Annotated in this window: 28 protein-coding genes and 1 tRNA gene; 15 read left to right on the forward strand and 14 right to left on the reverse strand. The window is 71.0% G+C overall.

Annotated elements, in window-relative coordinates:
- Nucleotides 1-21 precede the first annotated feature (21 nt).
- Nucleotides 22-297, reverse strand: a complete 276-nt coding sequence (locus tag P8627_RS12800; RefSeq protein WP_279964525.1) for a DUF3572 domain-containing protein — start codon at nt 295-297, stop codon at nt 22-24.
- Between the two features lie 92 nt (nt 298-389).
- Here P8627_RS12800 and P8627_RS12805 point away from each other — a divergent pair, with 92 nt between their 5' ends.
- Nucleotides 390-1,778 carry a diguanylate cyclase gene (locus P8627_RS12805; RefSeq protein WP_279964527.1) on the forward strand — a complete coding sequence of 463 codons (1,389 nt, stop codon included), beginning with the start codon at nt 390-392 and terminating at the stop codon, nt 1,776-1,778.
- A gap of 5 nt (nt 1,779-1,783) precedes the next feature.
- Here the strand turns inward: P8627_RS12805 and P8627_RS12810 are convergent, their stop codons facing one another.
- From P8627_RS12810 to P8627_RS12825, 4 genes are read right to left on the reverse strand one after another with little or no spacing between them, the layout of a single operon-like run.
- On the reverse strand, nt 1,784-2,224 hold the full coding sequence (locus P8627_RS12810) for a periplasmic heavy metal sensor (RefSeq protein WP_279964528.1): 441 nt from the start codon (nt 2,222-2,224) through the stop codon (nt 1,784-1,786).
- Nucleotides 2,221-2,529, reverse strand: coding sequence for a hypothetical protein (locus tag P8627_RS12815; RefSeq protein ID WP_279964529.1), 309 nt, complete (start codon nt 2,527-2,529; stop codon nt 2,221-2,223). Before P8627_RS12815 ends, P8627_RS12810 begins: the two co-directional genes overlap by 4 nt.
- Nucleotides 2,529-3,083: a sigma-70 family RNA polymerase sigma factor gene (locus P8627_RS12820; protein ID WP_279964530.1), complete on the reverse strand. Its 555-nt coding sequence runs from the start codon at nt 3,081-3,083 to the stop codon at nt 2,529-2,531. Before P8627_RS12820 ends, P8627_RS12815 begins: the two co-directional genes overlap by 1 nt.
- 52 nt (nt 3,084-3,135) lie before the next feature.
- Nucleotides 3,136-3,618, reverse strand: a complete 483-nt coding sequence (locus P8627_RS12825) for an EF-hand domain-containing protein (RefSeq protein ID WP_279964531.1) — start codon at nt 3,616-3,618, stop codon at nt 3,136-3,138.
- 150 nt (nt 3,619-3,768) lie between these two features.
- On the opposite strand from P8627_RS12825, the gene P8627_RS12830 reads away from it, so the two are divergent.
- Together P8627_RS12830 and P8627_RS12835 are read left to right on the forward strand one after the other, a co-directional pair.
- Entirely contained in the window at nt 3,769-4,185 is a 417-nt protein-coding gene (locus P8627_RS12830) for a DUF983 domain-containing protein (protein WP_279964532.1), read from the forward strand.
- A 44-nt stretch (nt 4,186-4,229) separates the two neighbouring features.
- The gene (locus tag P8627_RS12835; RefSeq protein WP_279967467.1) at nt 4,230-4,820 is read left to right on the forward strand and encodes an NUDIX hydrolase; all 591 of its coding nucleotides are present in this window, start codon (nt 4,230-4,232) and stop codon (nt 4,818-4,820) included.
- A 24-nt stretch (nt 4,821-4,844) separates the two neighbouring features.
- Here the strand turns inward: P8627_RS12835 and P8627_RS12840 are convergent, their stop codons facing one another.
- Nucleotides 4,845-5,738, reverse strand: coding sequence for a DMT family transporter (locus tag P8627_RS12840; protein WP_279964533.1), 894 nt, complete (start codon nt 5,736-5,738; stop codon nt 4,845-4,847).
- A gap of 189 nt (nt 5,739-5,927) precedes the next feature.
- On the opposite strand from P8627_RS12840, the gene P8627_RS12845 reads away from it, so the two are divergent.
- The 3 genes from P8627_RS12845 to P8627_RS12855 all read left to right on the forward strand — a co-directional run bounded on the left by P8627_RS12845 (nt 5,928) and on the right by P8627_RS12855 (nt 9,236).
- Nucleotides 5,928-6,419 carry a hypothetical protein gene (locus P8627_RS12845; protein ID WP_279964534.1) on the forward strand — a complete coding sequence of 164 codons (492 nt, stop codon included), beginning with the start codon at nt 5,928-5,930 and terminating at the stop codon, nt 6,417-6,419.
- Between the two features lie 119 nt (nt 6,420-6,538).
- On the forward strand, nt 6,539-8,827 hold the full coding sequence (locus tag P8627_RS12850) for an NADP-dependent malic enzyme (RefSeq protein ID WP_279964535.1): 2,289 nt from the start codon (nt 6,539-6,541) through the stop codon (nt 8,825-8,827).
- 184 nt (nt 8,828-9,011) lie between these two features.
- Entirely contained in the window at nt 9,012-9,236 is a 225-nt protein-coding gene (locus tag P8627_RS12855; protein WP_279964536.1) for a 2TM domain-containing protein, read from the forward strand.
- A 154-nt stretch (nt 9,237-9,390) separates the two neighbouring features.
- Here the strand turns inward: P8627_RS12855 and P8627_RS12860 are convergent, their stop codons facing one another.
- Entirely contained in the window at nt 9,391-9,738 is a 348-nt protein-coding gene (locus tag P8627_RS12860; protein WP_279964537.1) for a hypothetical protein, read from the reverse strand.
- Between the two features lie 170 nt (nt 9,739-9,908).
- On the reverse strand, nt 9,909-11,147 hold the full coding sequence (locus tag P8627_RS12865; protein ID WP_279964538.1) for an acyl-CoA dehydrogenase family protein: 1,239 nt from the start codon (nt 11,145-11,147) through the stop codon (nt 9,909-9,911).
- A gap of 59 nt (nt 11,148-11,206) precedes the next feature.
- Here P8627_RS12865 and P8627_RS12870 point away from each other — a divergent pair, with 59 nt between their 5' ends.
- Nucleotides 11,207-12,214 (forward strand): phosphotransferase family protein, encoded by a 1,008-nt coding sequence (locus P8627_RS12870; RefSeq protein ID WP_279964539.1) that lies wholly within the window; start codon nt 11,207-11,209, stop codon nt 12,212-12,214.
- On the opposite strand, the gene P8627_RS12875 is transcribed toward P8627_RS12870, so the two are convergent.
- Nucleotides 12,211-13,203, reverse strand: coding sequence for an ester cyclase (locus P8627_RS12875; protein ID WP_279964540.1), 993 nt, complete (start codon nt 13,201-13,203; stop codon nt 12,211-12,213). The two genes, P8627_RS12870 and P8627_RS12875, sit on opposite strands and share 4 nt — an antisense overlap.
- A gap of 82 nt (nt 13,204-13,285) precedes the next feature.
- On the opposite strand from P8627_RS12875, the gene P8627_RS12880 reads away from it, so the two are divergent.
- Nucleotides 13,286-14,338 (forward strand): ABC transporter ATP-binding protein, encoded by a 1,053-nt coding sequence (locus P8627_RS12880; RefSeq protein ID WP_279964541.1) that lies wholly within the window; start codon nt 13,286-13,288, stop codon nt 14,336-14,338.
- Nucleotides 14,339-14,394: 56 nt separating this feature from the next.
- Complete coding sequence (locus P8627_RS12885) at nt 14,395-14,928, forward strand: ester cyclase (protein WP_279964542.1); 534 nt, start codon at nt 14,395-14,397, stop codon at nt 14,926-14,928.
- Nucleotides 14,929-14,988: 60 nt separating this feature from the next.
- On the opposite strand, the gene P8627_RS12890 is transcribed toward P8627_RS12885, so the two are convergent.
- Entirely contained in the window at nt 14,989-15,204 is a 216-nt protein-coding gene (locus tag P8627_RS12890) for a hypothetical protein (protein WP_279964543.1), read from the reverse strand.
- 79 nt (nt 15,205-15,283) lie between these two features.
- On the opposite strand from P8627_RS12890, the gene P8627_RS12895 reads away from it, so the two are divergent.
- Nucleotides 15,284-15,568 (forward strand): DUF2312 domain-containing protein, encoded by a 285-nt coding sequence (locus P8627_RS12895; RefSeq protein ID WP_279964544.1) that lies wholly within the window; start codon nt 15,284-15,286, stop codon nt 15,566-15,568.
- 34 nt (nt 15,569-15,602) lie between these two features.
- Here the strand turns inward: P8627_RS12895 and P8627_RS12900 are convergent, their stop codons facing one another.
- Nucleotides 15,603-16,478 carry a hypothetical protein gene (locus P8627_RS12900; protein WP_279964545.1) on the reverse strand — a complete coding sequence of 292 codons (876 nt, stop codon included), beginning with the start codon at nt 16,476-16,478 and terminating at the stop codon, nt 15,603-15,605.
- Between the two features lie 84 nt (nt 16,479-16,562).
- On the opposite strand from P8627_RS12900, the gene P8627_RS12905 reads away from it, so the two are divergent.
- Both P8627_RS12905 and P8627_RS12910 read left to right on the forward strand, forming a co-directional pair.
- Nucleotides 16,563-18,221: an ABC transporter permease gene (locus P8627_RS12905; protein ID WP_279964547.1), complete on the forward strand. Its 1,659-nt coding sequence runs from the start codon at nt 16,563-16,565 to the stop codon at nt 18,219-18,221.
- Nucleotides 18,222-18,229: 8 nt separating this feature from the next.
- A tRNA-Thr gene (locus P8627_RS12910) sits at nt 18,230-18,305 on the forward strand.
- Between the two features lie 117 nt (nt 18,306-18,422).
- Here P8627_RS12910 and P8627_RS12915 read toward each other — a convergent pair.
- Both P8627_RS12915 and P8627_RS12920 read right to left on the reverse strand, forming a co-directional pair.
- The gene (locus P8627_RS12915; protein WP_279964548.1) at nt 18,423-18,998 is read right to left on the reverse strand and encodes a BBE domain-containing protein; all 576 of its coding nucleotides are present in this window, start codon (nt 18,996-18,998) and stop codon (nt 18,423-18,425) included.
- 125 nt (nt 18,999-19,123) lie between these two features.
- Complete coding sequence (locus P8627_RS12920) at nt 19,124-20,482, reverse strand: outer membrane protein (protein WP_279964550.1); 1,359 nt, start codon at nt 20,480-20,482, stop codon at nt 19,124-19,126.
- A 155-nt stretch (nt 20,483-20,637) separates the two neighbouring features.
- On the opposite strand from P8627_RS12920, the gene P8627_RS12925 reads away from it, so the two are divergent.
- On the forward strand, nt 20,638-20,769 hold the full coding sequence (locus tag P8627_RS12925; protein WP_279964551.1) for a hypothetical protein: 132 nt from the start codon (nt 20,638-20,640) through the stop codon (nt 20,767-20,769).
- A 3-nt stretch (nt 20,770-20,772) separates the two neighbouring features.
- On the opposite strand, the gene P8627_RS12930 is transcribed toward P8627_RS12925, so the two are convergent.
- Complete coding sequence (locus tag P8627_RS12930; RefSeq protein WP_279964552.1) at nt 20,773-21,510, reverse strand: SDR family oxidoreductase; 738 nt, start codon at nt 21,508-21,510, stop codon at nt 20,773-20,775.
- 154 nt (nt 21,511-21,664) lie between these two features.
- Between P8627_RS12930 and P8627_RS12935 the strand changes: the two genes are divergently transcribed.
- Both P8627_RS12935 and P8627_RS12940 read left to right on the forward strand, forming a co-directional pair.
- Nucleotides 21,665-22,072: a DUF4112 domain-containing protein gene (locus tag P8627_RS12935; protein WP_279964554.1), complete on the forward strand. Its 408-nt coding sequence runs from the start codon at nt 21,665-21,667 to the stop codon at nt 22,070-22,072.
- Nucleotides 22,069-23,025, forward strand: coding sequence for an endonuclease/exonuclease/phosphatase family protein (locus P8627_RS12940; RefSeq protein WP_279964555.1), 957 nt, complete (start codon nt 22,069-22,071; stop codon nt 23,023-23,025). Before P8627_RS12935 ends, P8627_RS12940 begins: the two co-directional genes overlap by 4 nt.
- Nucleotides 23,026-23,035: the final 10 nt, after the last annotated feature.

The raw sequence follows: 23,035 nt of genomic DNA on the forward strand, positions 1-23,035 counted from the left end.
GCCCGCCCCCGGGCGGGCCCGTCAGGTCCAATGCGGCAGGTTTCCGCCGGGCAGCGCCGCGCGGGCCGCGAGCAGCCCCTCATAGGGTAGCGACTGCGCGGTGCAGGCCTGTTCGACCCAGTCGTCGCGCATCAGCACGAAATCGAGCACGGCGCCAAGGAAATCAGGGTCTTGCGCCGCCGCGCGGATGCTGTCGCGGTCTGCCCCGGTGCTGCTCTGGAAGGCGTCGAGAAGCTCGGCCTCGGCCAGCCAGCCCAGCGCGCGCAACGCGACGATTTCCGCCTGATCCTGGGTCATGTCCGGGGCCCTCCTGCCGGTAGAAACGGTTTATTAACTTTCGATCTCCTTAATGAAGGTGACCGGACAAGTAATTATCGTGAGTGGCGGGCATGGCAGGGCGGATCCTCATCGTAGACGATGTCGCGACCAACCGCATCGTGATGAAGGTCAAGCTCTCCGCGGCGCGCTACGACGTGGTCTGCGCCTCCAGCGGGATCGAGGCGCTCGAGGTCGCGCGGGCCGGGGGCATCGACATTGTCATCATGGACATGGTGATGCCGGGCCTGAACGGGGCCGAGACCTGCCGCGCGCTGCGCGCCGACCCGGCGACCACGGCCATCCCGGTGATCCTGGTGACCGCGGTGGACGATGCCGAGGCGCGGATGGCGGGGCTGTCCTCGGGGGCCGACGATTTCCTGTCGAAGCCGGTGGACGAGATCGCGCTCCTGGCGCGGGTCCGCTCGCTGCTGCGCTCGCGCGACGAGGAGCGCGAATACGAGGCGCGCGGCGCACTGCTGGAGATGACGGGCGGCGGCTTCGGCGAGAGCGCGCAGGCGGGCTTCGCCACCCGGCCCGTCCCGGCCGAGGGCCGCATCGCGCTGATCGGCGGGCCCGATGCGGGCTGGCTCCTGCGGCAGCGCGACCGGCTGCGCCCGCTCTTCCGCGAGACGGTGGCCGTGATCGGCCGGGACGCGGCGCTGGCGCTCGACCGGGGCGACGCGCCGGACCTGTTCCTGATCGATGCCGACATGGGCGCGCGCAATGACGGGTTGCGACTGATGAGCGAGCTGCGCTCGCGCCACGCGACGCGGCACGCGGCCTTCATCGTGCTGCTGCCAGCGGGCGACAGCGAACGCGCGGCGACGGCGCTGGATCTCGGCGCGTCGGATGTGAGCTACCATCCGTTCTCGATCGACGAGATCGCCATGCGGGTGCGCACCCAGCTGGCCCGCAAGCGTCGTGCCGACCGGATGCGCGACACGCTGGACACCGGGCTGAAGCTGGCGGTGATCGACCCGCTGACCGGGCTCCACAATCGCCGCTACGGGCTGCACCATCTCGAGCGCGTTGCGCTGCGCTGCCAGGCGCAGGGCATCCGCGCGGGCGTGATCCTGATGGATATCGACCACTTCAAGCAGGTCAACGACACCCATGGCCATCCCGCGGGCGACCGGGTGCTGTCGCAGATCGCGCGCGTGCTGAGCGAGAGCCTGCGCGGCGAGGACCTGGTCTGCCGGATCGGCGGCGAGGAGTTCCTGGCCGTGCTGCCCGATGCCGGGGTCGAGCAGGTCCGCGCGGTGGCCGAGCGGCTGCGCCAGACCATCGCCGACACCCGCGTGCGCCTGCCCGACGGGCGCGAGCTGAGCGTGACCATGTCGCTGGGCGTCGCCATGCTCGCCGATCGCGAGAATGCCGGCACCGAGGTGATGGACCGCGTGGACCGCGCGCTCTACGCCGCCAAGAACGACGGCCGGAACCGGGTGATCGCGGCCGAGTAGCGCGGTCAGTCGCGCGGCGCGCCGCGCCGGGTCATGCGCGCGGCCAGCGCGGCGCGCGCTTCGGGCGACAGTTCCGCCACCGCGTTGGCGAAGGCCTCGGCCCCCCGCTCTCCCATCAGCGCCAGCGCCGTCTGCCGGTCGCGCATCGCGTCGCGCAGCGCTTCGCGGTCGAAGGGATCGGCGGTGAGCGCGGCGCGGGTCGCCGCGGCGGCCTCGCGCAGGCGCTGGCGGCCCTCGCGCACCTGCGGGTCGCGGCGCAGGGTGCGGGCCAGGTCGCGCCTGGCCGGGCCGTCGAGCCCGCGGGTCAGCGCCCCCATTTCGGTGCGCGGGCCGCCATCGCGGCCGGGCGGGCCGCCCGCGATCAGGGCGCCCGCCACGGCGCCCAGGACCAGCAGGTTGACCGCCAGCGACAGGGCCAGCGCGATCTTGAGCGCGCGCGGGCTCATGCGGCGTCCTCGGCCAGGAGCGCGGTGTCGAACACGTCCTCCAGCACCGCATCCGGGGCGGTCAGCCCGGGCAGGGCGTCCCAGACCAGCGCGGGTTGCGACAGGCCCAGCCAGAGCCCGGCCAGCGCCGCGGCGGGCAGGCCGGCGAGGCCCGACCAGAGACCCCAGCGCGGCCCGGGGGCCGCCGATGAGCCGGGCTTCGGGCGGCGCGCGGCCTCGGCCAGGATGCGCGCCCGCAATTCGCGGGGCATAGGGGCGGGGGCGTCGCGCAGGGCGGCCAGCCGTGTCTCGATATCGTCGCTCATCATCGGTCCTCCTCGCCCAGCATCTGCGCCAGCCGCCGCTTGCCGCGCGCGGTCAGGCTTTCCACGGCCTCGACCCCGCAGCCCATCATCGCGGCGATGTCGGGGTTGGAATAGCCCTCGACATGGCGCAGCACCACCGCCTGGCGCTGACGGTCGGGCAGCGCGGCCAGCGCCGCGTCGAGCGCCGCGGCCCGTTCGCGTGCCATCATCCCCGCGAGCGCGGAGGGCCCGGGGTCGGGCGGATCGTCCTCGGAGTCGAGCCCGGTCAGACGCGCGGCCTTGCGCTGGCGGTCGATGGCGAGGTTCGCGGCCACCCGTCCGAGCCAGGTCGAGACCCGCGCCGCGCCGCCCGCATCCCAGCCGGCCGCCTTCTGCCAGAGGCGCAGGAACGCCTCCTGCACGATGTCCTCGGCGGCGGCGGCATCGCCGCCGGTCATGCGCAGTGCGAAGCCCATCAGCCGCGGCCCCAGCCGGTCGAGCAACAGAGCGGCCGCGCGGTCGTCGCCCCGGGCGAGGCGGGCCAGCAACGCGGCATCTTCGTCGGTTCCATCCATCCGGCCCCCATGCGGTCCGATGCGGGCGGGCGCGCCGCCCGCATCGCGCGTCTCAGTTGCGCCCGCCGCCGTGCCGGCCGCCGCGACGCTCGGGCAGCGCGGCCCATTCCGCGGCGCTGATCCCGCCACTGCCATCAGCATCGGCGCGCTCGAACATGCGCGCGCCGCGATCCGCGCGGCGACCTTGGCGATCTTCCCGCGCGGCCGTCAACTCGGAGAGGCTGAGCGCGCCGTCGCCGTCGCTGTCGGCGCGCTCGATCATGCGCGCGATCCGCTCGGCGCGGCGGTCGTCGGCGCGGGCCTGCATCTCGGCGGGGCTGAGCGTGCCGTCGCCATCGGTATCGGCGGCGGCGAAGCGCGCGGCGGCGCGGGTCCGGGCGAAGGCCTGCAGCTCGGCCGGGGTCACGGCGCCGTCGCCATCGGCGTCGACCTCCGAGAAGGCGGGGCGGGGGCCGCCGTCCCGGGCCTGCGCGGCGGGGGCGAGGGTCAGGGCCGTGGCGGCGGCCAGCAGGGCGAGGGTGAGGGATCGGGTCATCGGGTGTCTCCGGGTTCGGTTGCAGTGGCGGCCGGTCATCTGCGGCGCGCTCCTGCCTTTCACGGGCGGGGCCGGGATTTCCGTCGCGGGGTTTTCGCCGGGCGCGCGCCGGGCGGTGACATTCGCGCGGGCGCGGCTAGATAGAGGGCCATGAGCGATATGATTTCCGGATCCCCCCAGCCCGACCGCGAGATGAAGCGCGCCGTCTGGCGCGGCTGGCGCCGCCGCTGCCCGAATTGCGGCGAGGGTGCGCTGATGGACGGCTACCTCAAGGTGCGGCGCGAATGCCCGCATTGCGGCGAGGCGCTTCATCACCACCGCGCCGATGACGGCCCGCCCTATCTGACGCTGTTGATCGTGGGCCACATCATCGGCCCCGCGATGCTCTGGGTCTTCGTGGCCTACGAGCCCGGGCCCTGGACCTTCATGGCGATCTTCGGCGTGGCCGCCGTGGTGCTGTCGCTGTGGTTCCTGCCGCGGCTGAAGGGGCTGATCGTGGGCGTGCAATGGGCGGCCCGGATGCATGGCTTCGGCCGCGACGCCGCCCCGCAGGACGAGGCCGCGTGACCGCGCCGATCCGCGACGCGGCGACCGTGATCGTGTTGCGAGAGATGGCGCAGGGGCCGTCGGTCCTGATGGGACAGCGGGGCGCGAAGGCGGCCTTCATGCCCTCGAAATACGTCTTTCCCGGCGGGGCCGTGGATGCGGGCGATGCGGATGTGGCCTTCGCCCGGCCGCTGGCCGACCCGGTGCGTGCCGCGCTCGCGCGGCGGGCGCGGACGGCGCCCGAGGCACTGGCCGGCGCCGCGCTGCGCGAGCTGGCGGAGGAGACGGGCCAGGTGATCGCGGGGCCCGGGCCGGGCTGCGCCTGGCCGGGCTTCGCCGATCGCGCGCCCGACGCCCATCCGCTGCGCTTCGTGTTCCGGGCGATCACGCCGCCGGGCCGGCCCCGCCGCTTCGACGCGCGGTTCTTCCTGGCCCCCGCCGCGGCGCTGGCCTCCGATCCGGACGATTTCGAGGCCGCCGAGGACGAGTTGAGCCACCTGCACTGGGTGCCGCTGGCCGAGGCGCGCAGCCTCGACATGCCCTTCATCACCGAGGTGGTTCTGGCCGAGGTGGCCGCCATCGCCGAGGGAGCGGAGGCCGCGGGCGTGCCGTTCTTCGACAATTCGGGCGAGACGAGCGTGTTCCACCGGCTGTGACACCGGCGGGCCGGGCAGGTGGGCTCAGGCGGTGAGCAGGATCAGCCCCACGACGCTGACCCCGACCAGAAGGATGCCGGCGCTTTCGCGCACGGTCTGCCGCTCGCCCAGCACGAACCAGGAGATCAGCACCGACAGCACCAGCTCGACCTGGCCCACGGCATTCACATAAGCCGCGGTCTGCAGCGTGTAGGCGGTGAACCAGCCCAGCGAGCCCGCCACCGAGGTCGCGCCCACCAGCATCGTCACCCGCCAGCGCGTGAACACCGCGCGCAGCATCGCCCGCTCGCGCCAGGCCATCCAGGCGGCCAGCATCGCGGTCTGGAGCACGGTGACCAGCGTCAGCGTCACCGCCGCGCGCAGGATCGGCAGGTCGGAGGCCACGGCGAGCGAGGCGCCCCGATAGCCGATGGCCGAGACGGTGAAGAAGGCGCCCGAGGCGAGGCCCAGCAGGCTGGCCGTGTTGGCGAGCCGCCAGCCGCCATCGGCGGGCACTGACAAGAGCAGCACACCCACGAAGCCCAGCGCCATGGCGCCAAAGGCGGCCCAGGTGACCGCCTCGCCCAGCACGAGATAACCCGCGGCGACGGTCATCAGAACGGTCGTCTTCGAGAAGGCGATGCCGACCGCGAAATTGCGATGCGCGAACAGCGCCACGACGCACATGGTTGCGAGGATCTGCGAGGCGGCGCCGGCGATGGCGAAGCTCCAGAACCCTTCGGTGATCGCGGGCAGCGCCGTCCCCGTGCCCCGCGACCAGGCCCAGAGCGCCAGCGCCAGGACCGGCGGGGCCCAGACGAAGCGGGCCAGGGTCGAGCCCGCGGCCGACAGGCCGGCCTGCGCCAGCCGCTTCTGCAGAAGGAAGCGGAGGGCCTGCACGGCGGAGGCGAAAAGCGTGGCGGCGAGCCAGAGGGACATGGCACGCATCTGGCACGGGGCGATTCACGCTGGCCAGCGCGAAAGCGCGCCGATCGGCGCGGGGGCGTCGACAATCGCCACCGGCCCCGCCGATACGCCGCGGCCGGGAAACCAAGCTGGGCAAGGCTGCCACATTTGCGCCACAAATCCGTGCGAAGTTCGACGCAATTCGACCGGAGTTCCGCCGCAATGCCATTGACCCGAGCCGCCCTCCGCCTCCGCGACCTGCTGCGCGGGCGGCCGCTCGGGATGGGCGGCGTGGCGCGGCTGGAAAGCGCCAGCCTGATGGTCGGGCTGGGGGGCATGGCGACGGCCCTGGGCGTGACCATGGCGCAGGCGACGCTGCCGCCGATCATCGACACCGAGGCCGCCTTGCGCCGCGCGGTGATCGCGGCAGAGTTCGACGAGGCGGTCTGTCCCGACGGCTGGGCCGCCGATCACGCGCTGCTGCTGGACCTGACCGAGCCCCAGATCTTCGCCTGGTACCTGCGGGAGAGCTTTGCCCTCACGGATCGCGAGGTCATCTCGGGCGTCGGGCTCTACCTGGCCAATGCCCGAGATTTCCGGATGATCGCGGGGCCGGCCTTCACCCGCAACCAGATCCTTCTGTGCATCGCCGAGAGCCGGCGCCTGACCATGCCCGAAGAGGAACTGGTCCCGCCCGCCCTGCGAAACACCTGACGACCGGCCTTCGGGCGATCGCCAAGCTCGGCATGGCCTGCGGCACGCTGCCCGATCCCGGCTGGCGGCCTGCGACCCGCGGGTGCTAGAGCTTGCCGCGAGGAGAGGCGGAGGACCCCATGAGCGATCGCACCGACGACGCGCAGGCCGCGCTGCGGCAGGCGGCGCTGGACTATCACCAGTATCCGAAGCCCGGAAAGCTGGAGATCCGGGCGACGAAGCCGCTGGCCAATGGCCGCGACCTGGCCCGCGCCTATTCGCCGGGCGTGGCCGAGGCCTCCTCGGCCATCCATGCCGACCCGGAAACCGCCGCCGATTACACCGCCCGCGGCAACCTGGTGGCGGTCGTCACCAACGGCTCGGCCGTGTTGGGGCTGGGCAATATCGGCGCGCTGGCCTCCAAGCCGGTGATGGAGGGCAAGGCGGTCCTGTTCAAGAAATTCGCCAATATCGACTGCTTCGACATCGAGCTCGACGAGAGCGACCCCGAGAAGCTGGCCGAGATCGTCTGCGCGATGGAGCCGACCTTCGGGGCGATCAACCTCGAGGACATCAAGGCGCCCGACTGCTTCACGGTCGAGCGCATCTGCCGCGAGCGCATGAACATCCCCGTCTTCCACGACGACCAGCACGGCACCGCCATCGTCGTCGGGGCGGCGGCGCTCAACGCGCTCAAGCTGACGAACCGCGACTGGGCGGACATCAAGGTCGTCTCCACCGGCGGCGGCGCGGCGGGGATCGCCTGTCTCAACATGCTCCTGACGCTGGGGGTGAAGCGCGAGAACGTGTTCCTGTGCGACCTCGCGGGTCTCGTCCACGAGGGCCGGACCGAGGACATGACCGAGCAGAAGGCCGCCTTCGCCCAGCCCGGCGGCCCGCGCAGCCTCGATGACGTGATCGCGGGGGCGGATCTGTTCCTCGGCCTCTCCGGGCCGGGCGTCCTGAAGCCCGAGATGGTCGCGAAGATGGCCGAGACGCCCATCATCTTCGCGCTGGCCAATCCCAATCCCGAGATCGCCTTCGACCTGGCCAAGGCAACCGCGCCCGACGCGATCATCGCCACGGGGCGGTCGGACCACCCCAACCAGGTCAACAACGTGCTGTGCTTTCCCTTCATCTTCCGGGGCGCGCTGGACGTGGGCGCGACCGAGATCAACGAGGCGATGAAGATCGGCTGCGTCGAGGGCATCGCCGCGCTGGCGCGGGCCACGACCAGCGCCGAGGCCGCCGCCGCCTATCGCGAGGAGCAGCTGACCTTCGGGCCCGACTACCTGATCCCAAAGCCCTTCGACCCGCGGCTGATGGGCGTGGTGGCGAGCGCCGTGGCCAAGGCCGCCATGGAATCGGGCGTGGCGCGCCGGCCGATCGCGGATCTGAAGGCCTACAAGGCGCGGCTCGACGCGTCGGTCTTCCGCTCGGCGCTGATCATGCGGCCGGTCTTCGCCGCCGCGGCGCAGGCCGAGCGGCGGATCGTCTTCGCCGAGGGCGAGGACGAGCGCGTACTGCGCGCCGCGCAGGCCATTATGGAGGAGACGACCGACATCCCGATCCTGATCGGGCGCCCGGAGGTGATCCACACCCGCGTGCTGCGCGCCGGGCTGACCATCGAGCCGGGGCGCAACGTCGAGATCGTGAACCCAGAGAGCGATCCGCGCTACCGCGACTATTGGGAGACCTACCACCGGCTGATGGCGCGGCAGGGCGTGCCGCCCGACCTGGCCCGCGCGATCATGCGCACCAACACGACCGCCATCGCCGCCGTGATGGTGAACCGCGACGAGGCCGACAGCCTGATCTGCGGCACCTTTGGACAGTTCCTCTGGCACCTGCGCTACGTGACCGAGATCCTGGGGCATAATGGCCTGCACCCGGTGGGCGCGCTCAGCCTGATGATCCTCGAGGACGGGCCGCTCTTCATCGCCGACACCCATGTCCACGCGCGGCCCACGCCGGAGCAGGTGACCGAGACGGTGCTGGCCTGCGCGCGCCACGTGCGGCGCTTCGGGGTGCAGCCGAAGATCGCGCTCTGCTCGGCCTCGCAATTCGGCAATCTCGACAGCGAGAGCGGGCGGACCATGCGCGAGGCACTGGCGCGGCTCGACGGCATGGCGCTGGATTTCGAATACGAGGGCGAGATGAACGCCGATGCCGCGCTCGACCCCGAACTGCGTGCGCGCTTCATGCCCCACGGCCGGATGGAGGGCGCCGCCAACGTGCTGGTCTTCGCCTCGACCGACGCGGCGGGCGCCACGCGCAACATCCTCAAGGCGCGCGCGAACGGGCTGGAGGTCGGCCCGCTGCTGATGGGCATGGGCAACAAGGCCCATATCGTGACCCCTTCGATCACCGCCCGCGGGCTGCTGAACGTCTCGGCCCTCGCGGGCACGCCGGTGACGCATTACGGGTGACGGACGCGCCCGCCGGTGCGCCGAGCGGGGGAGTTTGGCGCCGCGACGCGCGGGGAGGCGTTGACCCCCGTCAATGCAGCGGCCCCGCTTCCGTGGCAGATATTTGGGGTCAGGCGATCCGGGGAGACGCGCGATGGAGAGGTCAGAAGCCTATCGCTCTGCCAGGGCGCGCGTCGAAGCCAGGATGGGCTTCTACGCGCATCTGACGGTCTATGCCGGGATCATCGTCCTCCTGATGGCGATCAACTTCCTCACCTTCTCCGGTGTGCTGTGGTTTCACTGGCCGATGCTGGGATGGGGGATCGCCGTCGCGCTGCATGCGCTGGGTGTCTTCGTGTTTCCACGTCGCTTCGCTGTCAGCGAGGAGATGATCGAGAAGGAAATGGGCAAGCCCGGCACGCGGTCCTGAGGGCGGCGGCCCCGCGCCCGCCTCTTGCGTCGCGGCCAGATGGGGGGGGGGCGCGGACGTTCTGGTTTTCATCTCGACCGATGCGGCGGGTCCCACGCGGATTTTATGGAACGCGCGGGCAAACGGGATTTGAGCCCGGCGCGCCGCGGGCGCATCAGCGGTGAGGCGGCGGCGCGCCGTATTCGGCCGTGTCGGCGCGCGCGGGCGTGGCCGCGGGCGTTTCCGGTTCGGCATCGGTCCAGGCGGTGCCGCTGGCCATCACGCAGGCGGTGCCGTCGGGCCGCAGCATCAGGATCGTCCAGCTGCCGCTCTCGGCCGAGCGCCAGACCTCGTAGAGGCGGGTCTCATTCTGAAGCCCACGTCCGATCACGGTTTCCGCGTAGATGGAGGTGAGTTTGCCGGCGATGGTGTCGTGCCGCCCGCAGGCGGCTTGCGCCAGCGCGGGCGGGGCCACCGCGGCCAGGCCGAATGTCAGGCTGAGGCTGATGAGTCGTTTCCACATGATCTTCTCCTTCCCGGTTGCGGGGTCGGAGATGGCGAGGCCTGCGACCCCGGCGACATGATGGTCGATATACACCAGATATAGGGGCGGAGGCGCCGGGCGCATCTAGGGGTGCCAAAACCGTGAGAATCGGGTCGGCGGGTCGTGAGGCGCCGCGGCGGGGGCGTTCGCTACCGCAGGCCCCGCGCCTTCATCTCGGCCCGGTAGACGGTGCGCAGATGCACCGCGTCGGGGCCGTCCACCAGGCGCAGGGTGCGGATATGGCCGTAGAGGCGCGCCAATTCGGTGTCCTGGCTGACCCCCATCCCGCCATGGAGCTGGATCGCCATGTCGCAGACCTCCTGCGCGACGCGGGGGACCAGCACCTTGGCCTGGCTGATGGCGGGGGCGGCGCGCTTCATGTCGCCGGTCTCATGATGGGCGGCGTCCATCTCGGCGGCGGCGCGCAGGGTCGAAAGCCGCGCGGCGTCGATCATCATGCGCGCCTCGGCCACGCGCTCGGCATTGCCGCCGAGCTCCAGGAGCTCCCGGCCGAAGGCCTGGCGGGCATGGCCCCGCTCGACGGCCAGCGTCAGTGCCTTTTCCGCCATGCCGATGGCGCGCATGCAGTGATGGATGCGGCCGGGTCCCAGCCGGCCCTGTGCGATCTCGAAGCCGCGGCCCTCGCCCAGCAGCATCGCGTCGGCGGGCACGCGGACATCGGTGTAGCGGATATGCATGTGGCCATGCGGCGCCTCATAGTCCCCGAAGACCTGCATGCCGCGCAGGATCTCGATGCCCGGCGCGGCGGTGGGCACGACCAGCATGGAATGCGACTGGTGGCGCGGGCCGTCGGGATCGGTGCGCGCCAGCACGATATGCACGGCGCAGCGCGGATCGCCCGCCCCGGTGGCCCACCATTTCTCACCGTTGAGGATCCAGTGATCACCGTCGCGGCGGCATTCGAGCCGGATATTCGTCGCGTCCGACGACGCCACCGACGGTTCGGTCATCAGGTAGGCGGAGCGGATCTCGCCCGCCATCAGCGGCTTCAGCCAGCGGTCCTGCATCTCGGGCGTGCCGTAGCGGGCGAAGACCTCCATGTTGCCGGTGTCGGGCGCGTTGCAGTTGAAGACCTCGGGGGCGAGCCAGGACTTGCCCATCTCCTCGGCGATCCAGGCGTAATCGACGGTGTTGATGCCGGGGCCCCCGTCCAGGTGCGTCTGCCAGAGATTCCACAGGCCGCGGTCGCGGGCCTCGGCCTTCAGCGTCTCGAGGATCTCGGATTGGCGGGGGCCGTGCCGCCAGCGGTCGCCGCCCGTGCCGGTCTCGGCGTGGTACTCGGCATCCAGCGGCGCAATGCGGTCGCGCACCATCGCCGCCACCGCGTCGCGCAATTCGCGGCCGCGCTCGCTTGCCTGCAGGTCCATCGGCGATCCTCCTCGCGGGCACACTTGCGGAGGGGGCGGGCATCCGCAACCCTGCGCGGATGGATGACCTGTCCCCCGAGCTGTTCGACTTCATCGCCGCGCGCTGCCCCGACCTGCCGCGCATCACCGGCGGCCGCCGCTTCGGGACGGGGCAGAGCAACCCGACCTGGGCCCTGACGACCGAGGGCGCGCCGCTGGTGCTGCGCGCCAAGCCGCCGGGCAAGCTGCTGCCCAAGGCGCATATGATCGAGCGGGAATACCGCGTGATGGCGGCGCTGGCCGACACGCCCGTGCCGGTCCCGCGGATGCACGCGCTGATCGAGGAGGCGAACCCGCTGGGCCGCCCCTTCTACCTGATGGCGCATGTGGAGGGGCGGATCTTCTGGGACCCGACCCTGCCCGAGGTCGCGGACCGGGCCGCGATCTACGACGCGATGAACGCGGTGCTGGCGACGCTTGGGGGGCTCGACCCGGCGGCGCTGGGCCTGGACGATTACGGGCGGGCCGAGGGCTATTTCCACCGCCAGCTCGCGGTCTGGACGCGCGCCTATGCCGCCTCGGTCGAGGATCCGGACCCGGAGCTGGTCGACCTGGGCGACTGGCTGGCCGATTGCGACCCCGCGGATGCGGCGCCCGCGCTGGTCCATGGCGATTTCCGCCTCGACAACATGATCTTCCATCCGACCGAGCCCCGGGTGATCGGGCTTCTGGACTGGGAGCTCTCGACGCTGGGCCATCCGACCGCCGATCTGGCCTATCAGGTGATGCAGTGGCACCTGCCGCATGACGGGCCGCTGAAGGGGCTGGGCGGGGTGGACCGCGCGGCGCTGGGGCTGCCCTCCGATGCCGGTTACGTCGCCCGCTACTGCGCGCGGCGGGGGATCGACGGAGTGTCGGACTGGAACGCGTGGCTGGCGCTCTCGGCCTATCGGCTGGCGGCGATCCTCGCGGGCGTGGGCGCGCGGGCCGAGGCGGGCAACGCGTCGAACCCGGAGAGCGGGCGCGCCTATGGGCGGCTCGTGCCCGAGCTGGTCGAACTGGGCCAGCGGTTCCGGCGGCGGCGCTAGAGCGTCAGTCGCGGCTGACCGGTCAGGTGGCGCATCCGCGCCATCACGTCGACGCCCATCTGCGCCATCAGCCCGATCGTGTCGTTGGGCAGCCAGTTCTCGGCGATCAGCCCGTCCGACCCGAAGCGGTAGAAATCCATCACCCGGAAGCGCATCGCCCGGCCCGTCGCCGGCAGTCCCATGTAATCGGCGCCGTCATGGGTGACGGCCACGTCGCCCCCGGTCATCGCGAAGGGGCCGTCCGAGAGGCGCGCGAAATGGCCCGCGCCCTGCGCCTTCCGGAAGGCGCGGCGATAGGGGACCTGGTGATGGGCGCGGAAGCCCGCCACGCCGCGACAGGCGCCGATATTGCCGCCCGCCCAATAGGTGAAGTCGGGATGCCAGTGGCGCATGTCGATTGTCGCGATATCGCCGCCGTCGAAGGCGTTCATCACCGCATGCATCTCGAGCACGCTCGCCAGCGCGCCGGTCTCGGGCGAAGGCGCCAGCCGCACGCCGCCGCCGCCGCGCGGGCCGGGCCAGTGGCCGGGGGCGCCCAGGGGCGGCGACATCGGCCAGCACCCGGCCTGCCGCATCAGCGCGGGCAGATCCCAGATCAGCCAGGAGGCCCGGATGCGGCCGTCCTCGATCGCATGCGCCTCGCCGAAGGGCAGGGTGACGACGCCGCCGGTGGGCGGGATGCCCGCGAAGGGCTCGCGGAAGGTGCCGAGATAGCTGCCGAGGCAGGCCACGACGCGCGGCGGGCGCGGGGCCTGCCAGCGGTCGTCGGGATGGTTCGCGCCCGCGAGGAAGATGTCGTCACGGCGCTCGAGATCGGGCAGGGCGCGGCGCAGCTCGGCCGTCAGCCGGCCGAGGCCCGCCGCGTCCAGCCTCCCGAAAGGCGCCGCCGCCTCGGCGGCCAGGTCGGCGGCCAGCACGTCCTCTCCGGCCGTCCAGCGCGCCAGCACCTGCCACGCGCTGCGGCGGAAGCCTTCGTCGGCATCGGTCATGGCGGGGCCCCTGCATACGATTGCAAATGGCTTGCCGCAGGCCGCGCCGGCTGTCTAGGGTGGCTGAAATCACGGAGGCGACATGGCCGGCATCCAGCTCAAGCAGGTGACCAAGCGCTGGGGCGATTTCGTCGGCGTCGAGGCCTTCGACCTCGATATCGCGGATCGCGAGTTCCTGGTGCTGCTGGGCCCCTCGGGCTGCGGCAAGACCACGACGATGCGGATGATCGCGGGGCTGGAAGATCCGACCTCGGGCGACATCGTGATCGACGGGCGGCGGGTCAACGATCTCGACCCGAAGGACCGCGACGTGGCGATGGTGTTCCAGTCCTACGGGCTCTACCCCAACATGAACGTCTGGGAGAACATCCGCTTCCCGCTGAAGGTCCGGAAGGTGCCCGAGGCCGAGCACGAGGCGCGCGTGCAGCGCGCCGCCGAGATGGTCGAGCTGGTGCCCTTCCTCGACCGTAAGCCCGCCGCGCTCTCGGGCGGACAGCGCCAGCGCGTGGCCCTGGCCCGCGCCATCGTGCGCACGCCCAAGGTCTTCCTGATGGACGAGCCCCTGTCGAACCTGGACGCCAAGCTGCGCGTCTCGACACGGGCGCAGATCAAGAACCTGAGCCACGAGCTGCAGGTGACGACGATCTACGTCACCCATGACCAGATCGAGGCGATGACGCTGGCCGACCGGGTGGTGGTGATGAAGCAGGGCGTCGTCCAGCAGGTCGGCACGCCCACCGACATCTACGACAACCCCGCCAACACCTTCGTCGCGGGCTTCATCGGCAGCCCGGCGATGAACCTGATGGAGGGCGAGGTGGTGGACGGCACCTTCCACGCGGCCGGGGTCGAGATCCCGGGCTTCGAGGGCGTGAAGGGCCCGGTCGTCTGCGGCTTTCGCGCCGAGGATGCCGGGCTGGCCGAGGACGGGGCGGGCGAGGTGCAGGCGCCGGTCTATTCGATGGAGCTGCTGGGCGATTCGACCATGGTCACGATGCGCGCGGGCGGCGCGCTGCTCGCGGTGAAGGCCCCGAAGGAGTTCCGCACCCACATCCGCGCGCCCTTCTCCGCGCATGTGCCCGCCGCGATCTGCCACCTGTTCGACGCGAAATCCGGCGAGCGGCTCGCGCGCTGAGCCCCGCCCGGCCGCGCCGCGCGCCGCTCGATCCACACCGGCAACCGGAGGTCCCCATGAAAGGCAGCCGCCCCGAACAGGCCGCGCTTACCCGCGATACGGACCTGTCGAAGACCGAGGCCACACGGGCCGTGATCGAGGGCATGGTGGACGGTCTGAACGACCACCGCATCGCCGATATCGGCGAGTTCTTCTCGGAGAGCTTCCGCTGGATGGGCAACCGGGGCTGCGGCACCAAGCGCGGCCTGCGAGAGTTCCAGCGGAACTGGCAGCAGCCCTTCCAGGCGGCCTTCGGCGACAAGGTCTGCATCGACGAGGCGCGGCTCTACATGGGCGAATGGGCCGCGGCCTTCGGGCGGCAGGAGGCAACGCATCGCGGGCCGTTCATGGGGATCGCGCCGACCGGCAAGCGGGTCGAGATCCGCTACATGGATTTCTGGAAGGTCGTGGACGGCAAGATCGTCGACAATTGGGTGATGGTCGACTTCCCGCATGTGCTGGCGCAGCTGGGCGTGGACGTGTTCGACGGCGAGGGCTGGGAGGCCTTCGACCGGGGCGAGAAGACGCCGCCGGAGGTGCCGGAGGGGTAGGACGCGGCGAGCGCCGGCGTGGCCGCGCCCGGCCGGCGCGGGGTCGCGGCCGCCGGGCCCTCAGCCGAGGAACAGCCCCGCCACGACCATCATTAGCCCGATGCCCGAGAGCGCCAGCGCGCCGAGGTTCCACGCGACGAGCTTGCGCAGCCGCGCCTCCATCGCCGCGCCTTCCAGCCCCTCGCGCCGGGCGCGCGCGGCCACCACGATGCAGGCCAGAAGCGCCGCCAGCCCCGCGACCGTCAGCGCCGCGCCGATCCAGACCAGTGCCGCCATGTCGCAAAACCCTCTCGTTGCATCGCCCTGCGCCCGGCGCTACCGAAGTGCTTCCAACAGGACAAGAGGAGCAGCGACGATGGCCGATCTCAAGGTCGTGGACGACGGCGACACGGGCCCCGCCGACACCTACCGCGTGACCGCGGACGAACTGCGCCAGTTCGTCGAGCGCGTGGAGCGGCTGGAACAGGAAAAGAAGGACATCGCCGAGCAGGTGAAGGAGGTCTATGCCGAGGCCAAGGGCCGCGGCTACGACACCAAGGTGATGCGCAAGGTCATCGCGCTGCGCAAGCGCGAGCCCGACGACATCGCCGAGGAGGAGGCCATCCTCGAGATGTACAAGGAAGCGCTGGGCATGAGCTGACGGCCCGTCCGCGCGCCCGCCCGGCGGGCGCGTCTCAGGGCTGGAGAAAGGTGACGTCGGCGCGGCCGCGAATGCGGTCGAGATCCTGCTCGTAGAGCGCGGTCAGCCCGGCGATCATCTCCTCCGACCAGCCGGGCAGGGCGATCTCCTCGTCGATCTTGGTCTCGTCGACATATTTGCGCAGGAAGGCCGTGGCCACCTTGCGCCGGGTCGCGAGATCGCGCGTCGGGTTGTCGCGCAGATAGACCTCCAGCCGGGCGAAGCCCGCGGGCGTCATGATCTGCCGCAGGATCGCGTCCTCGCCCTTCAGCTCGCCCGACACCCCCGCGACGGCGCGCAGCAGGTCGGGCCAGATCAGCGGCAGGTCCTCGTTGCACCAGACCGTCAGCGGCACGTCCGGGCAGGCCGCGCGGATCGCCTCGATCGGCTCGGACCAGCACAGCGCGGCGAGATCCTGCCCGGCGATGAAGCTCTCGAAATCCTCGACCGAGGAGGCACGGAAGAGCGCGGGGATGAAGGTCGCCGGGTTCCGCATCGCGAGGTAGAACCGGACGTCCTGGCCCGGGAAGAGGTCGCGCAGCCCCTCGGCCCGCGTGCCCGCATCACCGTAAAGCGCGTCGCCGCCCAGCACCTTGGCATAGACGCCGAGAAACCCCTCGTAGCTCAGAACGATCCGGTTCGGGGCGGGGTCGGGCATCCCGCCCAGCATCTCGCCAATCAGCCCATCGGCGGCGCCGGGCACGAGGCTGCCGCCGCGGGCCTGCAGCGCCTTGCGGATGGCCGGCCGCATCCGTCCCGACGGCGCGACGACGACGCCGGCCTTCGCCAGCGCGGCGGCGTTGCGGCCCAGCGTCTTCGCGATCAGATCCTCGTCGGTGCAATGCGCCCCGAGATGAATGGCGATGTCCAAAGCGTGCCGTCCCTTCCGTCCCCGCGGCGGACCCTAGCGGCGGGCCGCTGGACAGGCAAACGGCAATGGACTAGGCGCGTTGCCATGTCCGACGGAAACGCTCAGGTTCGCGGCCTGTCGCTGCGCCGCCCCGACCTCTGGTCGGTGGGCGCGGCGGTGATCGCGGCGCTGGTGCTGGTGCCGATCCTGGCCGTCGGCTGGCTGGCGGTGAACCCGACCGAGAACATCTGGCCGCACCTGATGGCCACGGTCCTGCCGCGCTACCTGACGACGACGCTGATCCTGATGGCGGGCACCGGGGCGCTGGCCGCGGTGGTGGGCACGGGCACGGCCTGGCTGGTGGCGATGCACGACTTTCCCGGCCGCCGCGTGCTGGCCTGGGCGCTGCTGATGCCGCTCGCCATCCCGGCCTATGTGGGGGCTTACGCGTTGGTCGATTTCCTCGACTACGCGGGGCCCGTGCAGACCGCGCTGCGCGCCGCCTTCGGCTGGCGGAGCGCGGCGGATTACGCCTTTCCCGACATCCGCTCGCTGCCCGCGGCGATCCTGGTGATCGGGCTGTCGCTTTACCCCTATGTCTACCTGCTGGCCCGCGCCGCCTTCTCCGAGCAGTCGGGCGCGGGATTCGAGGTCGCCCGTGCGCTGGGCGCGGGGCCCTGGGCGCGCTTCGCCCGCGTGGGGCTGCCGCTCGCGCGCCCAGCTATCGCGGCGGGCACGGCGGTGGTGATGATGGAGGCGGTCAACGATTTCGGCGTGGTCGATTTCTTCGGTGTGCAGACGCTGACGACGGGCATCTTCTCGGTCTGGCTGTCGGGCGGCAATGCCGGCGGCGCGGCGCAGATCGCCTGCGTGATCCTGTTGCTGGTCGCGGCCCTGATCGCGCTGGAGCGCGCCTCGCGCCGGCGCCGCCGGTTCTGGCAGGCGCCGCGCGCGCAGCGGCCCGTGACCCGGACCCGCCTGCGCGGGCGGACGGCGGTGGCGGCGGCGGCGGCCTGCGCGGCGCCGGTGCTTCTGGGCTTCGTCTTCCCGGTCTCGGTCATGGGCTGGCACGCGGTGGTGGCCGCAGACGGATGGCTGGCCCCCGGGCTGGCGGCGGCGGTGTGGAACACGGTGGCCGTCGCGGGCGTCGCGGCGCTGGTGACCGTGGGGCTCGCGCTCTTCATGGTCTACGGCGTGCGCATGACCGGCCGGACCCTGCCGCGGCTGCTGCTGCCGGTGACGACCGTGGGCTATGCCGCGCCGGGGGCGGTGCTGGGGCTGGGCGTGCTGATCCCGCTGGCGGCGCTGGACAACCGCGTGGCCGACGGGATCCTGGCGCTGACCGGGCGCGACCCGGGCCTTCTGCTGACGGGCAGCATGGCCGCGCTGGTCTATGCCTACACGGTGCGGTTCTTCGCGATCGGGCAGGGCGCCGCCGATGCCGCGCTGGGCCGCATCCCGCCGGCGCTGCCGATGGCGGCGCGCTCGCTGGGGCGGGGGCCGCTGGGAACGTTGCGGGCCGTGCACCTGCCGCTGATGCGCGGCTCGGTGGCGATGGCGCTGCTCCTGGTCTTCGTTGATGCCGTGAAGGAGCTGCCCGCGACGTTGCTCTTGCGGCCCTTCGGCTTCGACACGCTGGCCACGCGGGTCCACGACCAGGCGTCCCTGGAGCGGCTGGCCCAGGCGGCGCCGGCGGCGCTGGTGATCACCGCGGTGGGCCTCGTCGCCGTCCTCTTGCTGGCCCGCGCCGACGCGGCTAGGTGAAGAGCGGCGCCCCTATAGCTCAGCTGGTAGAGCAACTGATTTGTAATCAGTAGGTCCGCGGTTCGAGTCCGTGTGGGGGCACCATTCTCATCCAGATGGCCGCGGTCTGTGCGGAATTTCACGTATGATCCACGGGTGATCTGCGGGTGATCCGTGTCGGACGGGGTTCGGCACGCGCATAGGAGCGCGCGCCGGGTGTCGTCACTCCGCGGCGACCGGTTCTGTCGCCGGCTCGATATTGTGGTTCACGAGGAAGCGGTTCTCGGGGTCGTAGCGCGCCTTGACGAGGCGCAGGCGCTCCATGTTGCCGCCATAGGCCTCGGCCAGGCGGCCGGGATCGTCGCCGGGGACGAAATTGACGTAAACGCTGGCCGCCGCGAAGGGTCCGACGCGCTCGTAGAGGTCACGGGCCCAGCTGATGCAGCTGTCGTCGAGCCCCGGATCGGTCCAGCGCGTGTGGACGTTCATCGTGAAATGCGCGTCGCGCTGCGGGAAGGCGGTGGCGTCGTGAGCGACCCGGGCCATGGCGCCGCCGACATGGGCGATGAAGATCTCGCAGGCCGGGTCGGGCAGGTCCGCCACCGCGTCGAGGATGGCGTCGATCGCCGCGTCGTCCAGCTCCCTGAAGTCGTGGCTCTTCCAGTAGTTGCGCGCGCCGGGCGCGAGCAGCGGGTCGAAAGCCGCCTGCCAGCCGGTGAACGGATGGGGCGAGATCACGTCGGCGATGGGCGAGCCCAGGCCGCGGAGTTCGGCCATCGCGTTCTCGCCCTCGGCCATGTCGCCGGCGTAGCGGGCGGCGAAGATCAGGACTTCGGGACGGAAGCTGGCAGTCCCGATCCTTAAAGGAAAAGCAGCGGCTCCGCATCGCGAAGCCGCTGCTCAAGGACGCTGTTGACTCCGTGTCAGAAGCGGTAATTCAGCCCCGCCCGGAACAGATGACCGCTCGTGCGGAAATTGGCGAACTGATCGTCGTCGTAAGCCTCGGTGAAATCGTCACCATCGAGATACAGATATTCGCCTTGCAGCGAGATCTTCGAGGAAAGTTGCGTCTCGACGCCGAAGCCCGCGGTATAGCCAGTGACGGTTTTATCGAAGGCGAGATCTTCGTCGCCGTCGGTAATGCAGCTTCCGTCAGCACCGCAGAAATCGGCGTTGATCGCGGCAATACCCGCCGTTCCGTAGAGAAGCGACTTTCCGAACTTGCGTCCGGCGCGTCCCCGGACGGTGGCAATCCAGTTCCAGGCGCCGGACGCCAAGTGGTCTTCGTCGATACCGCTAGACTCGCCATAGGAGAAGCCCTGAATGTCCGCGACGATACCGAGGACGTAATCGCCGCGATCGAAATCGTAGCCGCCGCCGATGCCGAAGCCGAGGCCATTTCCGAAGACATTCATTTCGGCTTCGTCTTTGCCGGAGCCATCGAACATGTCGCCGTCAAGGTCAATCACGCCGGTGCCTGCTCCTCCGAAGGATCCAAACGCACTCACGTAGCCGCCTTGGAAGGATACCGAAGACGCCGCAAGGCTCGTGCTTGGTTGACCGAAATGATAGTTCAGGCCGAGGCGGAAGAGATGCGCCTGCGTCGCGAAAGAGGCGACTTCGTCGTCGTCGTACGGCTTCTGGAACTCGGGTACGTCGATGTAGAGGTATTCGGCCTTCATCGAAAGGTTTCCGGAAAGCTTGGTCTCGACCCCCGCGCCGACCGCGTAACCGAGGCGACCGTCGGTGAAAGCGAGCTGGTCGTCTCCGTCGGTCGTGCAATCGCCATCCGAACCGCAATAGTCTGCGTCGACATAGGCCAAACCACCGGTCACGTAGAGCAGGCTGTTATCGACGCTGACACCCGCACGACCGCGGAGGGTCGCGAACCAGTTCCAGGATGCGGCCGCGCGATGATCGTCGCCGTCCATGAATCCGGTTTCGTCGAAACCGGTCCCTTGGATATCGACTTCCACGCCATAAACCAGACGCCCGGACGACATGTTGAAACCGGCCTGCACGCCGCCGAAGAAGTCATCGCCGAACAAGTTCATTTCGGCACCCTCGCCGTCGAACATGTCATCCGCGAGGTCTGTAACGCCGGTGCCAAAACCGCCAAAGCCCAGGTTGGCACCTGCGTAGGGGCCAGACCAGGATACGGGAGCCGCCGAGATGACCATCGTATCGGCTGGCAGCTCGGAAGGTATCCCGGCTGCGCCGCTGGCACCCGCGAATCCGATGGCGCCGATCGCGGCGCCTGCCATAGTCTTGAGATACTGCATACCATTCCCCAACAGTTCAGTCCTTACACTGGGTAAGGCGGGGGCTCGTCAGCGGGAACGCATTTTTATTAACGCCATGCCTGCAACGGTGCCGGCGTTGCATTTAAGTAACTTGACCGGCGGCCGGTCACCGGGTGCCAGTCCACAAGCGAACTTTGGAAGCCCGATGGACCCTGGCCGGACCGCGCGACCGGATCGCGTTCGACGGCGACCCGGGCCTCGCGGCCAGCATGCAGGACTGGCTGGGTCTGAGCCCCTTCGCCGCGGCGGCCCGCGTCGCGTCCTGAGCGCTAATAGGTCGCCCGTCCGCCCGAGAGGTCGAAGACGGCGCCGGTGGTGAAGCTGTTGGCCGGCGAGACGGACCAGGCGATCATCTCGGCGGCCTCCTCGACCTCGAGGAAGCGGTTCCGGGGGATCTTGGAGAGCATGTAGTCGATATGCTCCTGGCTCATCTGGTCGAAGATCGGGGTGCGGGCGGCGGCGGGGGTGACGCAGTTCACGGCGATGTCGTGGCCGGCCAGTTCCTTGCCGAGCGACTTGGTGAAGCCGATCACGCCGGCCTTGGAGGCGGAATAGGCGCAGGCATTCGGGTTGCCCTCCTTCCCGGCGATGGAGGCGATGTTGAGGATGCGGCCGTAGCCCGCCGCGACCATGCCGGGCACGACGGCGCGGTTGGTGTGGAAGGTGCCGTTCAGGTTGATCGCGACGATCCGGGCGAAGGTGGCCGGGTCGTATTCGGCCACGGGCATGTTGGGCCCGGCGATCCCGGCCGAGTTCACGAGGATCGCGGGCGGGCCCAGCGCCTCGGTCGTGCGGGCGAGCGCGGCCTCGACGGCCGCGTAATCCGCGATGTCGCAATCGACGGCCAGCACGCCCTCGGCGGCGGCCATCTTGGTGTTCTCGGCCGGGTTCGCGTCCCAGCTGGCCAGCCGCGCGCCCGCCGCCTTGAGCCGGCGCAGCACCGCCAGCCCGATGCCCTGCGCGCCGCCGGTGACCACCGCGACCTGCCCCTCGATGCCTGCGACCATGGCGTCCTCCCCTTTGGCGCGACGCTAGGCCGGGGGGGGGCCGGGGGCAATGGGCGGGCGGGGCCACGTGGATGGGCGCGCGCGGGCGGGGCTGTTGGAACGGGGCCGGGCCGATGGGCCGGAACCCTGCGACACCCCGCCGCGTAGGGTTGGCATGGAAAGCTCCCGAACCGCCGCCCCCGCGCGCCCCGCCCCGCCGCCCGCCGACCATGCCGCGCGCCTCGCCCGGCTGGAGCGGCTGGCCGTCCAGCTCGACAGCCGGTTCCGCCTGCCGGGCACGCGGATCCGCTTCGGCTGGGATTCGATCATCGGGCTGGTGCCGGGCGTGGGCGACGTCGCCACGCTGGTCCCCGCCGCCTGGATCTGGCTGGAGGCGCACCGGATGGGCGCGCCGGCGGGGCTGAAGGCGCGGATGGCGCTGAACACCGGGGTGGACTGGATCTTGGGCTCGATCCCGGTCGTGGGCGACCTGTTCGACGTGGGCATCAAGGCCAATCGGCGCAACGTGGCGCTTCTGCGGGCGCATTTCGGGCTGCCCGCGGATGCGGAGGTGGCCCGATGATCGGCGTCGCTTTGCGCCTGCTGATCGGCGCCTTCGCCCTGGCCCTCATGGCGGTGACGCTCCTGCCGCTCTGGGAGGCGACCTTCTGGTGGGTGCGCGCCTGGGAATTCCCTCGGGTCCATATCCTGGTGCTCGCCGCGCTGACCCTGCCGCTGGCCTTCGCGCTGCGCGGCGCGGGCCGCTGGATCGTGGCCGTGGGGATGATCGGCGTGGTCATGTGGCAGGGGGCGTGGCTGCGGCCCTACGCGGCCGGGGCGGGCGAGGCGGTGGCGATGCGGGAGGCGGATGACGGGGTGACGGTGCTGTCGTTCAACGTGCTGCAATCGAACCGCGACTTCGCCGCCACGCGCGAGCTGATCGCGGCGGTCGATCCGGACGTGCTGGTGCTGATGGAGACGAATGCGGACTGGGCCGCGGCGCTGGAGGGGACGCTGGCGGGCTATCCGACGCAGGCCCGCTCGATCACCGAGGACCGCTACGGCCTGATCCTCGCCACCCGGCTGCCCGCCACCGGGGTCGAGACGGTCACGCTGGAAGGCCAGGAGGCGCCCTTCGCCATCGCCACGGTCGAGACCGGCTCCGGCCCGCTGGAGATCACCGCGATCCACCCGCGCCCGCCGGTGCCGCGGACCGACGGCCAGCAGCGAGACCGCCAGATCGAGCGCGCGGCCGAGCTGGCCCGGCGCGGCGACGCGGCGGCGCTGGCGGTGGGAGATTTCAACGACGTCCCCTGGTCGCGGGCCGCGCAGCGCTTCCGCGATCTGGGCGGGCTTCTGGATCCGCGCGAGGGGCGCGGCCTGCTCAACAGCTTCGACCCGGACAGCCTGATGCTGAGTTTCCCGCTGGACCAGGCGCTGGTGACCGAGGACGTCGTGCTGGAGGAATTCCGGCTGGGGCCGGATGTCGGCTCGGACCACCTGCCGCTGATCCTGCGTCTCGCGCCCGACGGCTGAGGAACCGCCA

This window comes from Jannaschia sp. GRR-S6-38 (assembly GCF_029853695.1).
In the GTDB taxonomy this organism is placed as follows: domain Bacteria; phylum Pseudomonadota; class Alphaproteobacteria; order Rhodobacterales; family Rhodobacteraceae; genus Jannaschia; species Jannaschia ovalis.